The 14,996-nt window shown below is 69.2% G+C and carries 9 protein-coding genes; all 9 read right to left on the reverse strand.

Features of this window, described 5'->3' with window-relative positions:
* Window positions 1–1,155 (reverse strand): response regulator, encoded by a 1,155-nt coding sequence (locus ACV4UZ_RS20505; RefSeq protein WP_491602639.1) that lies wholly within the window; start codon window positions 1,153–1,155, stop codon window positions 1–3.
* Complete coding sequence (locus tag ACV4UZ_RS20510; RefSeq protein ID WP_491602640.1) at window positions 1,155–5,915, reverse strand: response regulator; 4,761 nt, start codon at window positions 5,913–5,915, stop codon at window positions 1,155–1,157. Before ACV4UZ_RS20510 ends, ACV4UZ_RS20505 begins: the two co-directional genes overlap by 1 nt.
* 353 nt (window positions 5,916–6,268) lie before the next feature.
* Window positions 6,269–6,952 carry a response regulator gene (locus tag ACV4UZ_RS20515; RefSeq protein ID WP_491602641.1) on the reverse strand — a complete coding sequence of 228 codons (684 nt, stop codon included), beginning with the start codon at window positions 6,950–6,952 and terminating at the stop codon, window positions 6,269–6,271.
* 2 nt (window positions 6,953–6,954) lie between these two features.
* Window positions 6,955–9,645 carry a DUF4118 domain-containing protein gene (locus ACV4UZ_RS20520; protein ID WP_491602642.1) on the reverse strand — a complete coding sequence of 897 codons (2,691 nt, stop codon included), beginning with the start codon at window positions 9,643–9,645 and terminating at the stop codon, window positions 6,955–6,957.
* Between the two features lie 10 nt (window positions 9,646–9,655).
* Complete coding sequence (gene kdpC, locus ACV4UZ_RS20525; RefSeq protein ID WP_491602715.1) at window positions 9,656–10,234, reverse strand: potassium-transporting ATPase subunit KdpC; 579 nt, start codon at window positions 10,232–10,234, stop codon at window positions 9,656–9,658.
* 12 nt (window positions 10,235–10,246) lie between these two features.
* Complete coding sequence (gene kdpB, locus ACV4UZ_RS20530) at window positions 10,247–12,280, reverse strand: potassium-transporting ATPase subunit KdpB (RefSeq protein WP_491602643.1); 2,034 nt, start codon at window positions 12,278–12,280, stop codon at window positions 10,247–10,249.
* A gap of 11 nt (window positions 12,281–12,291) precedes the next feature.
* Complete coding sequence (kdpA, locus tag ACV4UZ_RS20535) at window positions 12,292–13,962, reverse strand: potassium-transporting ATPase subunit KdpA (RefSeq protein WP_491602644.1); 1,671 nt, start codon at window positions 13,960–13,962, stop codon at window positions 12,292–12,294.
* A gap of 10 nt (window positions 13,963–13,972) precedes the next feature.
* On the reverse strand, window positions 13,973–14,074 hold the full coding sequence (kdpF, locus tag ACV4UZ_RS20540; protein WP_491602645.1) for a K(+)-transporting ATPase subunit F: 102 nt from the start codon (window positions 14,072–14,074) through the stop codon (window positions 13,973–13,975).
* Window positions 14,075–14,309: 235 nt separating this feature from the next.
* Entirely contained in the window at window positions 14,310–14,993 is a 684-nt protein-coding gene (locus ACV4UZ_RS20545; protein ID WP_491602646.1) for a TonB family protein, read from the reverse strand.
* Window positions 14,994–14,996: the final 3 nt, after the last annotated feature.

Consider the following 14,996-nt stretch of genomic DNA (forward strand, 5'->3'; position numbering starts at 1 on the left):
TCAGGCACCATTGCCGGAAATGGAGACCAGGGTTTCCTTGCGCTTCATGTCCTCGTCGGAATCGGCGTGCCGGAGGGCGATGGCGCGGAATTCGTCCTGAATTTCCAGAAAGGCATCGACCATATCGGGATCGAAGTGCTTTCCCCGCCCCTCGACGATGATGGCCACGGCCTCTTCATGCGGCATGGCCCGCTTGTACACCCGGCGACTGATCAGCGCGTCATAGACGTCGGCCACCGCCATCAGCCGGGCCGACAGGGGAATGGCGTCGCCGGACAGCCCGCCGGGATAGCCGCTGCCGTCCCACTTCTCCTGGTGGCAGAAGGCGATCTCCTTGGCCACGGTCAGGAACTCGACCTTGGTGCCCAGCGTGTGCTCGGCATGCTCGATGGCTTCCCGTCCCAGGGTGGTGTGGGTCTTCATGATCTCGAACTCCTCCGGCTGGAAGCGCCCGGGCTTGAGCAGGATGCGGTCGGGAATGCCAACCTTGCCGATGTCGTGCAGCGGCGCCGACTTGAACAGCATCTCGATGGTGCCCTCGTCGAGATGGGCGGCGAAGCGGGGGTGCGAACGGAGCCTGGTGGCCAGCGCCTTGACGTAGAACTGGGTCCGGCGAATGTGGTTGCCGGTCTCCAGGTCGCGGGTTTCGGCCAGCGAGGCCATGGCCAGGATGGTGACGTCCTGAATGGCCATCACCTCCCGGGTCTGCTTGGCCACCTCCTGCTCCAGGAAGTCGTTCTTGTCGCGCAGGAAATCGGCCGCCGCCTTGAGCTTCAGGTGGGTCTTCACCCGGGCCAGCACGATGGGAGGGCTGATGGGCTTGGTGATGTAGTCCACCGCGCCGAGGTCGAGCCCCTGCCGCTCGGAATCCACCTCGGTCTTGGCGGTGAGGAAGATCACCGGAATATGCTGGCTTCGGGGATCGGCCTTGAGGCGACGGCAGACCTCGTAGCCGTCCAGGCCCGGCATCATGATGTCCAGCAGGATCAGGTCGGGGGGATTGTCGGCGGCGGCGATCTTCAGGGCCTTCTCGCCGCCGCTCGCCACTTTGACCCGGTACTCGTCCTTGAGCAGGCTGCTCAGCACCGCCAGATTGTCGGGCGTGTCATCCACCGCGAGGATGGTGGCCCGTTCGATCATGTCCTGGGGTTCCATCACGCTTCCTCTTGTCGGCTCGGGTTTCTCGCCACGGCCTCGACCAGGGCGGCCAGGGCGGACTCGAAATCGAACGCCTTGACCGCCGACCATATCCGGGGGAACTCGGCGGGAAAAGCGGCGCTCAGCAATCCCGCATTTTCTTCCAGAACATCGTCGGCCTCGGCGTCGTCATCCGCAAGCAACTTCCGCATCCGCTCGCACACGGCGGTCAGGATCGCTGAATCGACCGCGACGGGGGCAGGCGCCTCCTCGGCCGGCAGGGCGGATTCCAGGGCGGCGACCAGGGTGGCCAGGGGACCTTCCAGCGCCGCCAGTCCTTCGTCCGCCACCGGTCGCGGAGCGCCTTCGGCGATGGCGGCCTCCAATCCGGCCGCCAGATCCTGGATCTGGTCGGCGCCGATCATGCCGGCCAGTCCCTTGGTGGTGTGGGCGATGCGTTCCGCCGTTTCCCGGTCGCCGGCGTCGAGCGCCGCCCGAATGTCGGCAGAGACCGTCCGGCGGCCGGCGGCGAACTTGCGGAGCGACGAGAGGTAGAGGCGCGTCTTGCCCTGCACCCGACGCAGGCCGGCCTTGGCATCCAGCCCCGGTATCGCCGGGATGTCGCCTGCCTCCGCCCCTCCGTACGCAGCGGCCGGTGCCGGAATCCCGGCGGCGGCGGCCTGCCGCGGCCTGATCCAGCGGAGCAAGGCCGCCCACAACTGGTCGGGATCGATGGGCTTGGTGATGAAGTCATTCATCCCCACTTCCAGACAGCGGTCCCGGTCCCTCTGCATGGCGTTGGCGGTCATGGCGATGATGGGCAGATCCTCGAATCCTCCCATGGCGCGGATTTCCCTGGTCGCCGAGACGCCGTCCATGACCGGCATCTGCATATCCATCAGGACGGCGTCGTAGGGCTTCTCCCGGACCCGGATCATGGCCACGGCGCCGTTGTCGGCCACATCGACCACGAATCCGGCGTCCCGCAGCAGCTCCGTCGCCACGTCCTGGTTGAGGTCGTTGTCCTCCACCAGCAGGATGCGGGCGCCGGCGATGGCGGGCAACGCCTCCTGGAGCGACGAGGGCCGCGTGTCGAAGGGGCTCTCGGTGACGTCTCCGCCGAACAGCCGCATGATGGTATCGAACAGGATCGAGGCACTGACCGGCTTGATGAGGACGTCCTCGATGCCGGCCTCGGCGATCTGGTTCAGGACCTCCTCCCGGCCATAGGCGGTGACCATCAGCAGATGGGGAGACGGTTCCAGGCCCAGCGCCGCCACCTGACGCGCCGTCTCGATGCCGTCCATTCCCGGCATGCGCCAGTCGAGCATCACCACCTCGTAGGGCGCTCCGGCGATGGCGGCGCGCTTGACCTCCTCCACCGCCTCCTCCCCCGATGCCCGGGTCGTCACCTGGAAGGTCATGCCGGTCAGCATCTCGCCGAGAACGGCGCGCGCGCTGGCGTTGTCGTCCACCACCAGGACACGTCGGCCGCGCAGGTCCGGCGAGGGCAACAGCCGGCGCCGGCGCGCCGCGCCGATCCCCATGCGGACGGTGAACCAGAAGGTGCTGCCCTTGCCGAACTCGCTTTCGACGCCGACCTCGCCGTCCATCAATTCGGCCAGACGCTTGGAGATGGCGAGACCCAGGCCGGTGCCGCCGAATTTGCGCGTGGTCGAGGTGTCGGCCTGCTCGAAGCTCTGGAACAGGCGGCCGGCCTGTTCCCCGGTAAGGCCGATTCCGGTGTCGCGAACGGCGAAATACAGCAGAACCTCCGTCTCCGTCCGCTCCTTCACCCGGGCGATGATGTCGATTTCCCCCCTCTCGGTGAACTTCACGGCGTTGTTGGCGTAGTTCAGGAGAATCTGCCCAAGGCGCAGGGAATCGCCCACCAGGTTGCGCGGCACCTCGGACGGGACGTCGAACACCAGTTCCAGGCTCTTGGCGTTGGTCTTCTCGGTCAGCAGGCCGGCAATGTTGTCGAGCAGCCTGTCCAGTTCGAAATCGGCCCGCTCGATGGAGAGCTTGCCCGCCTCGATCTTGGAGAAGTCGAGAATGTCGTTGATGATCCCCAGGAGATGCTGGCCGGCGGTCTGGATCTTGCCGACATAGTCGCGCTGGCGCGGCGTCAGCTCCGTCTTCAGCGCCAGATGGCTCATGCCGATGATGGCGTTCATGGGGGTGCGGATTTCGTGGCTCATGTTTGCCAGGAAGTCCGACTTCATGCGGGTGGCGTCCTCAGCCATCATCTTGCCCTGACGCAGGGCGCCTTCGGCCGCCTTGACGGCGGACACGTCCTGGAAGAAGCCGGCCCAGGTGGAAACGACGTCATCGCCGGCGAAGGGCCGCGCATCCATCCGAATCCACCGTTCCGGCTCCTGGGGGCCGTCGAGGCGGAAGGTCACCGACAACGGCTGGCGGCCATGGACGGCCTCCTGCACCGCGCGTTCCACCGCGTCGCGATCCTCCTCGAGCGCCACTCCGTACAGCCATCCCGCATTGGCGAGAATCTGATCGGCGCCGATGCCGAGGACACCGCGCACCTGCTTTCCCATATAGGTGAACCAGAACTGGCCGTCGCGGCTTTGCATCTCGAACACGGCGACCGGCAGGGAATTGGTCAGGGCGCGCAGGCGTTCCTCCGCCTGCTGGAGACGCGCCTCCCATTCGCGCCGCTCGGTGATGTCGTCGCAGATCCACACCGAACCCTTGCCGGGATTGGCGGGATCGATGGCCCGGCCAGACGTCCGGCCCCAGAACGTCGAACCGTTCTTGCGGCGGTATTGCCAGTCGCCCTGGAACGTCTCGCCCCGGGCCAGCACGGGATAGGCCTCCTGGCCCATGCGGTCGAAAGCGTCGGGGTCGGCGAAGATCAGGGCGGTGCTCTCCCCCTCCAGTTCTCCCGTCCCATACCCCATCAGCTCGGCCAGCCGGCGGTTGAGACGAACGATGCGGCGGTCGCGCAGCACGGCGATCCCCAGGCCCGCCGACTGGAAGATGGCCGATTGCTCCTCGACCGCGGCGGTCATGGCGGCCAGGGCCTCCTCGCGCTCGGTGACGTCCAGCCAATAGCCGTTCCAGACCTTGGTGCCGTCGGCCAGCCGCGACGCGATCGCCCTGGTCTCCACCCACCGGGCCTCGCCCTGGCGGTTCATGACCCGGTAGAGCAGATTGGTCGAAAGGCCGTTGATCAGGGCGTCCTCCTGGGTCCGCCTCGCTTCCTCCACATCGTCGGGATGAATGCGCCAGAACCGCAGGTCGGGATCGTCCATCAGTTCCTCGGGCGAGTACCCCCAGATTTCCTCGGCCTTGACGCTGATGAAGCGGAAACTCTGCTCGCCATCCGGCGCCGCCTCGAAACGGAAGGCGGCGCAGGGCAGGGAATCCGCCATGTCGTGCATCAGCTGGCGCGACCATTCGGCGGTCAGGCGCGCCCGTTCCAGTTCCTCCGTCCGCTCCAGGACCCGGGCCTCCAGGGTGGCGTTGGCTTCGGCGAGGCGGGAGGTCGAGGACAGCAGCGCCTCGCGCATGGCCTCCTGGGCCGCGGCCAGTTCGGAGATTTCCGTCAGGCCGGAGACGATGCCGACCGGCCGGACCAGATCCATGTGACCGATTCGGGCGCTTTCGCGCACCAGTTCCTCGAGAGGCGCGGCGAAGCGGCGGGCCATGGGAAGGATCACCGCCGCCGCCATTCCCAGCGCCCCCAGGATCAGGGCGACCAGCAACAGCATCTGCTCGCGGCCGGCCGGCACGAAATCGCCGCGTGGCGCCACCACCGCCAGCCACAGCGACTGGGTGCCGATGGACAGGCGATGGAAATAGGAGAACCAGGTTTCGCCGCCGACCGTCGTCGACAGGACGGCGCCGTCCGGCCGCCCGCTGGCGTCCCAGAGGCCCCAGCCGGCGGCCTCGGCCGGCAGGTTCTGCTCGGCCAGCGGCCGGAGGACCGCCTTCTTGATTTCCTCGTCGTCCTTGAACCGCTCGGAGCGCGGCACCCCGATCAGCCGGCCCTGGTCGTCAAGCAGCATCCCCACTCCATGGGGACCGGCGCTGACCTGCCGGGTGAAGTGGGAAAGGTCGAGAAGCTTGACGTCGTGGGCGATGACGAAGCGGCTGCCGTCGGCGGCGGTCCAGCGGCTGGCCGCCGTGACTCCCGGTTCCCTGGTGGTGAAGAAGATGTAGGGCGCGGTCCAGAAGACGCCGTCGTCGCGCTCCATGGCCATGGCCCCCTTGAACCAGGGACGGGTGCGGGCGTCGTAGTCCCGCTCCAGCTCCTCGGTCTTCTCGATCACCCGGCTGGCGCTCCAGGTGATCCAGACCGTCTTCTTGCCCCAGCGGTCCGGGTCGCTCAGGCGGTTGACCCACTTGCCCTCCGGCGTCAGCAGCAGAAGAATCTCGCGCCCCGTGTCCTGGGCGAAGATCACCGAGGATATCTCCGGGTGATTGTCGATAATGGGAAAGAAGAACTCGTTGAACCGATGCAGCTGATCGAGGTCCAGGCTGCCGTTCATGCCCCAGTGGCGACTGGTGTTGAGGGTGATCTCCACGGTGGCCAGCAGCCGGTGGACACGCCCCTCCAGCTCGCCTGCGGTCTGCCGCATCTGGCTGTCCGCCAGCCGGTCGATCACGGGAACGACGATCAGGAAATAGGTGGAAAGGGCGAGCGCGCCCACCACCATGACCACGATGAAGATGGCCCGCGTCAGCAGGCTGTGGCGGATACTGCGCCTCCCTCCCAACCAGGCCGGTCTCGGCCCTTTTCCCGCCCCGTCGGTCATCCAGCTCTCCCCTCTCCGCCGGGTTCCTCTCCAAAGGAGAATCTATAGGTCAAAGCATCGGCGGGGAAATACGGAAATACCCCCGGGACAACTTGCTTTTCCGGACACCCCGCAGATCCTTCCCTTCCCTTCCCTTCCCTTCCCTTCCCTTCCCTTCCCTTCCCTTCCGGTCGCCTCCCGAGAATAGGAGGCGCCACGCTCCGTCCAAGATCATCCCATACACGCCCGGCGTCGGCGGAGTAGACGCGGAAGCGCTGCCGCTCCCCCCGGCCTTGAGCCGGGGTCGGGAGAGCAACCTCGTGCGTCATCGTCGGTGAGTCCGGGACGACGGGAGAATGAGCTTCGACGGCCTTCTACGGATCGAGTTTCAGCCGGTACCCGACACCGGGATCGGTGACGATCAGCTTCGGCTGGGCGGGATCGTCCTCCAGCTTCTGGCGCAGCTGGTTGACGTAGACCCGCAGGTAGGCGGTGTCCTCCAGGTGGGCGGGGCCCCAGACCTCCTTGAGGATCAGCCGGTGGGTCAGCACGTGGTCCGGCCGGCGGGCGAGGAAGGCCAGCAGGTCCCATTCCTTGCGCGACAGATGCACTTCGGCCCCCTCCCGGGTCACCACCAGCCGGTCGAGATCGATCCTGAGCGGGCCGGCCTCCACCACCTGGGCGCCGTCGCGGGAAGTCCGGGACCGCAGCACGGCGCGGACCCGGGCCATCAGCTCGGCGACGCCGAACGGCTTGGTGACGTAGTCGTTGGCGCCGCGGTCCAGGGCCTCGACCTTGTCCAGTTCCTGGGCGCGCACCGACAGCACGACGATGGGAACGTCGGAGTCCTGGCGCACGGCGGAGATGATCTCCTGCCCGTCCATGTCGGGCAGTCCGAGGTCGAGGATCAGCAGATCGGGAGCGCGGGCGCGGAAGGCGGCCAGGCCGGCGGCGCCGGATTCCGCCTCCCCCACCTCGTAGCCGTTGGCGGCCAGCGAGATGCGCAGGAATTTGCGGATCTGCGGTTCGTCGTCGATGACCAGGATGCGGCCGGGCATGCTCACCCCTCCTCCGCCGCCACGCCCGGAGCGGGGGGCAGCGGCAGGCGGATGATGATCGCGGTACCCGCCCCGTGCAAGCCGGCTTCCGCCCGGATGGTGCCGCCATGGGCCTCGACGATGCCCCGGCAGATGGCCAGCCCCAGCCCGGTACCGGCCGGCTGGCTGTCGGTCTGGCCGACCCGGTAGAACATGTCGAACACCTTCTCGCGGTCGGCCTCGGGAATGCCCGGCCCCTGGTCCGCCACCTCGAGGGCGACGTGGTCGGCGGCCTTGCGCGCCCAGACCTTGATGGTGGTGCCGGGCGGCGAGTACTTGCAGGCATTGTCCAGCAGGTTGAAGAACACCTGGCCCATCAGCACGGCATCGACGCAGAGCAGCGGCATGCCGGGCTCGATGTCGACCTTGACGGTGTGCTGGTGGGACAGCCTGCGGGCGCGCTCCACCGCGCCGCCCACGATATCGGACAGGTCGGCCCAGTCGATGCGGGGCTTGAGCGTGCCGCTGCCCAGCCGGGTCATGTCCAGCAGGTTCTGGACGAAACGGTTGAGGCGCTCGGCCTCGTCCTGGACGGTCTGGGCCAGGTCGCGGCGGTCGGCGGATTCCAGGATGTCGTCGTAGCTGATCAGGCTGCTGGCCGCCCCCATGATCGACACCAGCGGCGTGCGCAGGTCGTGGGACAGCGACGACAGCAGCGCCGAGCGCAGGCGCTCGCGCTCGGTCGCCACCCGCGCCGTCTCGATGTCGGACACCAGGGTGGTGCGCTCGATGGCCACCGCCGCCTGGTCGGCCAGGGTTTCCAGCAGACGCATCTGGGCCGGGCTGGGCAGGTCGGCGTCCTCGCTCATCTGCACGCCCAGGACCCCGACGGCGCTGCGCCCGGTGCGGAGCGGCAGGAACAGCCACAGGGCGGCGGGCAGGGTCGCCGATCCCCGCCCCGCCACCTTGCCGTGGGTCCAGGCCCAGTCGGCGGCGGCCGCCGACTTGTCGTCCAACTGGTCCTCGGGCGGATAGCCGGCCATCACGGACAGCCGTCCCTCGGCCGGCATCAGGACCAGCGAGCGGCCCCGGATGGTGTCGGCCACGTGATGGACCACCGCCCACAGCACGTCGTCCAGGGTGGCCGCCGCCGTCACCTTGCGGCCGAAATCGTAGAGGTTGACCGTGCGCCGGGCGCTTTCCCGGCTGGCCTGGACCTGGGCGCGCAGCCGGCTGGCCATGCCCGAGACGATGAAGGCCGCGATCAGAAAGAAGGCCAGGGTCAGCAGGTTCTGCACGTCCGAGACGGCGAAGGTGAAGCGCGGCTCGGTGAAGAAGAAGTTGAAGGCGAGGAAGCTCGCCACCGAGGCCAGGATGGAGGGTTGCAGGCCGAACCGCATGGCCACCACCAGCACCGCCAGCAGATAGGCCACCGAGATGCTGGCCGCCGGCAGCCACGGATCGATGGCGAAGCCCAGGCCGGTGGCGGCCCCGGTCGCCGCCAGGGCCAGCGCGAGGCCTTGCCAGTCCCGGGGCTCGGACGGTGGCGGAGGCATCCTCGGCGCCTTGCGCGGTGTCTCCGAATCGTCGCCGACCACCAGGATGTTGAACGCGCCGCCCCGCGCCACCAGCCGGTCGGTGACCGTGGCGGCAAGACGGTCGGCCAGCCGCAGCCGCCGGGGCCGCCCGACCACGATCTGGGTGGCGTTGCGCTCGGCGGCGCAGGCCAGGATGGCGGCGACCACGTCCTCGCCCTGCAGGTGGGCCGTCTCGCCCCCCAGCTGGGCGGCCAGGCGCATGGCGGCGGCCAGGCGGTCCTTGTCGGCCTCGGGCAGGGTCAGGGCGTGCGAGGTCTCCACCGTCACCGCCACCCAGGCGGCGCCCCGGCGATCGGCGGCACGCTTGGCGACGCGGACCAGCCGGTCGGAATCCGCCCGCTCGTCGATGCAGACCATGATGCGCTCGCGCGCCGGCCAGGGACCGGCGATGGCGTTGGAGCGCATGTAATCCACCATCTGGGCGTCCACCCGCTCGGCGGCGTGGCGCAGCGCCATTTCGCGCAGCGCGGTCAGGTTGCCGGGCGAGAAGAAGTGATCGACGGCGCGGCGCGCCTGCTCCGGGACGTAGACCTTGCCCTCGTTCAGACGCTTGATCAGGTCGGCGGGCGGCAGGTCGATCAGCTCGATCTCGTCGGCGCCGGCCAGCACGCCATCGGGCAGGGTCTCGCGCACCTTGACCCCGGAAATCCGCTCGACCACGTCGTTCAGGCTTTCCAGATGCTGGATGTTCAGCGTGGCATAGACGCTGATCCCGGCCGCCAGGATTTCCTCGACGTCCTGCCAGCGCTTGAGATGGCGCGAGCCCGGCACGTTGGTATGGGCCAGCTCGTCCACCAGGGCGATGGTCGGGCGCCGGGCCAGCACCGCATCCAGGTCCATCTCGCGGAACGTGCGGCCCCGGTAGTCCACCTGCCGGGGCGGCAAAGCCTCCAGCCCGACGGTCAGGGCCTCGGTTTCGCGGCGGCCGTGGGTTTCGACCACCCCGGCAACCAGGTCGATGCCTTCCCTCGCCCGCTCGTGGGCGGCGGACAGCATGGCATAGGTCTTCCCCACCCCGGGCGCGGCGCCGAGGAAGATCTTCAGACGCCCCCGCCCCTCCCGCTTGGCCTGGGCGAGAAGGGCGTCGGGCGACGGGCGTTGCTCGTCGCTGGTCATGGAGCCATGTTCACCTTATCGGCCACGTCTCGTCGAGGGCCAGATTGAGGCCCAGGACGTTGACCCGGGGCTCGCCCAGCACGCCCAGCTCGCGCCCCTCGGTGAAGCGCTCCACCAGCTTGCGGATTTCGTCCTGGGAGACGTGGCGGGCATTGGCCACCCTCTTTACCTGCCAGTGGACCGCCGCCGGGCTGAGATGGGGGTCCAGGCCGGACCCGGAAGCGGTCAGCAGATCGGCGGGAATGGGGGCCGACTGACCGGGATGGGCCTCGGCCAGGGCCGCCCGGCGCCCCTCCACCGCCTCGGCCAGCCCCCTGGAGCTGGGAGCCAGGTTGCTGGCGCCGGAACCGGCGGCGTCGTAGGGCCTGGGCGCCGCCGAGGGGCGGCCCCAGAAATAGCCGGCCGAGGTGAAGTCCTGGCCGATCAGCGCCGAGCCCACCACCCGGCCGTCCCTCTCGATCAGGCTGCCGCCCGCCTGCCAGGGAAAGACGAGACGGGCCACGGCGGTTACCGCGCCGGGATAGGCGAAGCCGGTCACGGCGGTCAGCAGGACCAGCAGCAGCAACGAGGCACGAAGATCCTTCCACATCATCGAACTCCTTCAGACGAGGCCGAGGGCGCCAAGGCCCAGATCGATCAGCTTGATTCCGGCGAAAGGCACCACCAGCCCGCCCAGGCCGTAGACCAGCAGGTTGCGGCGCAGCAGGGTCTCGGCGTCGGCCGGGCGGTAATGCACGCCCCGGAGCGCCAGCGGAATCAGCGCGACGATGATCAGGGCGTTGAAGACGATGGCCGACAGGATGGCGCTTTGCGGGCTGGCCAGTCCCATGACGTTCAAGGCCTGCAACTGGGGATAGGAGGCCAGGAACAGCGCCGGGATGATGGCGAAGTACTTGGCCACGTCGTTGGCGATGGAGAAGGTGGTCAGCGCGCCGCGGCTCATCAGCAGCTGCTTGCCGATCATGACGATCTCGATCAGCTTGGTGGGATCGCTTTCCAGATCCACCATGTTGCCGGCCTCGCGCGCCGCCTGGGTGCCGGTGTTCATGGCGACCCCCACGTCGGCCTGGGCCAAGGCGGGGGCGTCGTTGGAGCCGTCGCCGCACATGGCGACCAGCCGCCCGCCCCGCTGGTAGTCGCGGATCAGCTCCAGCTTGCGCTCGGGCGTCGCCTCAGCCAGGAAGTCGTCCACCCCGGCCTCGGCGGCGATGGCGGCGGCGGTCAGCGGGTTGTCGCCGGTGATCATCACCGTGCGGATGCCCATGTCCCGCAGGGTGAGGAAGCGTTCGCGGATGCCGGGCTTGACGATGTCCTTCAGGTGGATGACACCCAGGGCCCGGCCGTTCCTGGCCACCACCAGCGGCGTGCCGCCGGCCTTGGCCACCTTCTCGACCAGCGGCATCAGGTCGCGCGGAACGGCATCGGCCACGTGGCGGAGGATGGCGTCGGAGGCGCCCTTGCGGATACAGGCGCCGTCCATGTCCACCCCGCTCATGCGGGTCTGGGCGGAAAAGGGGACGAAGGTCATGCCGGCGACGGGATCGGCGAAGCCGAAGCGGGTCCGGGCCAGGGTGACGACGGACTTGCCCTCGGGCGTCTCGTCGGGCAGCGACGAGAGAAAGGCCGCTTCCGCCAGTTCGCGCTCCGCCACGCCGGGCAGGGCCAGGAACTCCGCCGCCTGACGGGCGCCCAGCGTGATGGTGCCGGTCTTGTCCAGCAGCAGCACGTCGATGTCGCCCGCCGCCTCGACCGCCCGGCCCGACTTGGCGATGACGTTGAACTTCACCAGCCGGTCCATGCCGGCGATGCCGATGGCCGACAGCAGGCCGCCGATGGTGGTGGGGATCAGGGTGATGAACAGGGCGATCAGGAACACCATGGGAATCGAGGTCCCCGACCACGAGGCCCAGGCCGGCAGGCTGGCCACCACCACCAGGAAGATCAGGGTCATGCCCACCAGCAGGATGGAGAGCGCGATCTCGTTGGGGGTCTTCTGCCGCTTGGCCCCTTCCACCAGACTGATCATGCGGTCGAGGAAGGATTCGCCCGGATTGGCGGTGATGCGCACCACGATGCGGTCGGACACCACCCGGGTGCCCCCGGTCACCGCCGAACGGTCGCCGCCCGATTCGCGGATGACCGGGGCGGATTCGCCGGTGATGGCGCTTTCGTCCACGGTGGCGATCCCCGCCTCGACGTCGCCGTCGCCGGGAATGACGTCGCCCGCCTCGCAGATCACCAGATCGCCGGCCTTGAGGCTGGCGGCGGAAACCTCGATGGGACCGTTCCCCGACAGGTCGGCCACCTTGCGGGCCATGGTCTCGGATTTGGTGCGCCGAAGGCTGGCCGCCTGGGCCTTGCCGCGCCCCTCGGCGATGGCCTCGGCGAAATTGGCGAACAGCACGGTGAACCACAGCCAGGCGGTGATCTGGATCATCACCCCCGCCTGCCCGCCGCCCTCGGCCACATGGCGCAGGGTCAGGGCGGTGGCGGCGAGCGACACCAGGGCGGTGGTGAACATGACGGGATTGCGCACCAGCTGGCGCGGGTCCAGCTTGGCGACGGCGTCCCGGCCCGCCCGGGCCAGGATGGGGCCATCGAACAGGGACAGGGCTTGCGGACGATGGATGCTCATGGGAATCGCCTCTAGAACAGGGTGCCGGCGGCCAGGGCCAGATGCTCGACCACCGGGCCGAGCGCCAGGACGGGAAAGTAGGTCAGCCCGCCCACCACCAGGATGACGCCGACCAGCAGGGCGACGAACAGCCGGCCATGGGTGGGAAAGGTGCCAGCGGACGGGGCCACGGACTTCTTGGCGGCCAGCCCGCCGGCGATGGCCAGAACCGGAACGATGACGACGAAGCGGCCGATCATCATCGCCACCGCCAGGACGGCGTTGTAGAACAGGGTGTTGCCCGACAGGCCGCCGAAGGCGGAACCGTTGTTGTTGCCGGCCGAGGCGAAGGCGTACAGCACCTCGGACAGGCCGTGCGGCCCGGCGGCGGCGATACCCGCCTGCCCGGCCGGCAGGGCGATGGCCAGCCCGCCCAGGCCCAGCACCGCCACGGGGGCGGCCAGGATGGCGATCACCGCCAGCTTGACCTCGCGGGCCTCGATCTTCTTGCCCAGGTATTCCGGCGTGCGGCCGACCATCAGGCCGGCGATGAACACCGTCAGCAGGGCGAAGACCAGGATGCCGTAGAGGCCCGAGCCGACGCCGCCCACCACCACCTCGCCCAGCAGCATGTTGACCATGGGGATCATGCCGGCCAGCGGCAGCAGGGAATCGTGCATGGCGTTGACCGCGCCGCACGAGGTGGCGGTGGTGACGGTGGCGAACAGCACCGAGGCGGCGATGCCCAGGCGGACCTCCTTGCCCTCCATGTTGGCCATGCCGCCCAGGGCCGGGTTGCCCTGGGCCTCGGCCCACCAGGCGGCCCCCAGCCCGGCCAGGAACAGCACCGCCATGGCGGCCAGCAGCGCCCTTCCCTGGCGGCGGTCGCCGGTCATGCGGCCGAAGGCGTCGGTCAGGCCGCAGCCGATGGCGAAGATGGCCAGCATGTGAATCAGGTTCACCAGGCCGTCGGGGGTCTCGTAGGGATGGGCGGCGTTGGCGTTGAAGAAGCCGCCGCCATTGGTGCCCAGATGCTTGATCATCATCTGGCTGGCCACCGGCCCCTGGGCGATGGCCTGGGCGGCGCCCTCCAGGGTGGTGGCCGCCACCGGGGCGCCGAAATTCTGCGGCACGCCCTGGCCCACCAGCACGAGGGCGCCCACCAGGCAGAGGGGGAGCAGCAATCCGAGGGTGATGCGGGCGACGTCCACGTGGAAATTGCCCACCGTGCGGGCGGAGTGGCGGGCGAAGCCGCGCATCAGCGCCGCCGCCACCGCGATGCCCGCCGCCGCCGACAGGAAGTTTTGGACGGCCAGCCCGGCCATCTGGGACAGGTGGCTCATGGTGCCTTCACCGCCGTAATTCTGCCAGTTGGTGTTGGTGGCGAAACTGATGGCGGTGTTGAAGGCGAGGTCGGACGGCACCGGCCCCTGGCCGGCGGGATTGAACGGCAGCAGGTGCTGCAGCCGCAGCAACGCGTAGAGGCCGAGCACCCCCAGCAGATGGAAGATCAGCAGCGAGACGGCATAGGCCGCCCAACCCTGCTCCCGCCCGGCATCCACGCCGACCAGACGGAACAGGGCGGCCTCGCGGGGGCCGGGAGCGGCCTGGAACAGCCAGGCCATGTAGCGCCCGAGAACCGGCGTGATCGCCAGCACGAGGGAGGCAAGCAGCAGTACTTGCAGAACGCCGTGGGCATCCATGGAAGGTCACCTAGAACTTGTCGGGACGGGTCAGCACGTAGGCCAGATAGCCGGCCAGCACGAGGACCATTGCCGCGCCGGTCACCAGGCCGAGCAGGTCGTTGCCGTGCATGGCGGTCACCCTCACATGCGTCCGCAGGCCCGCACCAGCAGGTGCAGGACGCCGAACATGGACAAGACGGCGAGAACGAGAAGGGCTTCGAGCATGGCGGCCTCCCGGCCGATGGTGGTCTGGTGGAACCACCATCGCCCGGAACGGCATCAAGATTCGATATGGAGTTCAGGAGGGGCGTTTACGGAACGCTTATCCTCGGAGCGGGGGGCGGTCGAACCTTCCGCCGATCGGTTCAGCGCAGGAAGAACTGGACCGGCACCACCAGATCGATACGCCAGCCGGCCACTTCAGGAGGAGGAGGCGGAAGCGGCTGGGCGCGTCCGGGAAGGCCGAGCGCTTCCTCGTCCAGGCTGGGGTGACCCGAACTGCGGTGCAGACGCTGGGCCACCACCATGCCGTGGCGGTCGATGGAGAATGCCACATGGGCGACGCCCTGCTGGCGGCGCAGCTGCGCCGCGGCCGGATACCGCTTATGCCGTTCCAGATGGGCGAGCAGAAGCCCCTGCCAGGTGGGCATGGCGCCCGGCGACGGGATGGCGTTCCCCGGGGCCGGGGCTGCGGCCGTATCGCCAGGCGGCGCGGCGGAGGCCCCGGCGGGAGGCGGCTCCGGGTGGACTTCGCCGGAAAGGGGCGCCTCGGGCCGGGCCGCCACGGCGGGCGCGGCCTTCCTGCGTTCGGGGGGCCGGGCCCGTGGTTCGGGCCGGACCGGCTTGGCCTGGAGCTCTTCCCGGGGCTTTTCCGGCGGCGCCTCGGCAGCCGGAGCCATCCGGGCCGGAGCCAGCTCGACCATCATCGCCCCGGCCGGCGGAGCGGGCGCCGGCGGAGCGCCGGCCCCGGCCAGGACGGCCCCCACCACTCCGGCATGGCCGGCCACGACCAGAGCCAGGGCGATACCCCAGCGCGCGCGCTCCCCCACCGC

The sequence above is a fragment of the Paramagnetospirillum sp. genome (assembly GCF_058402745.1).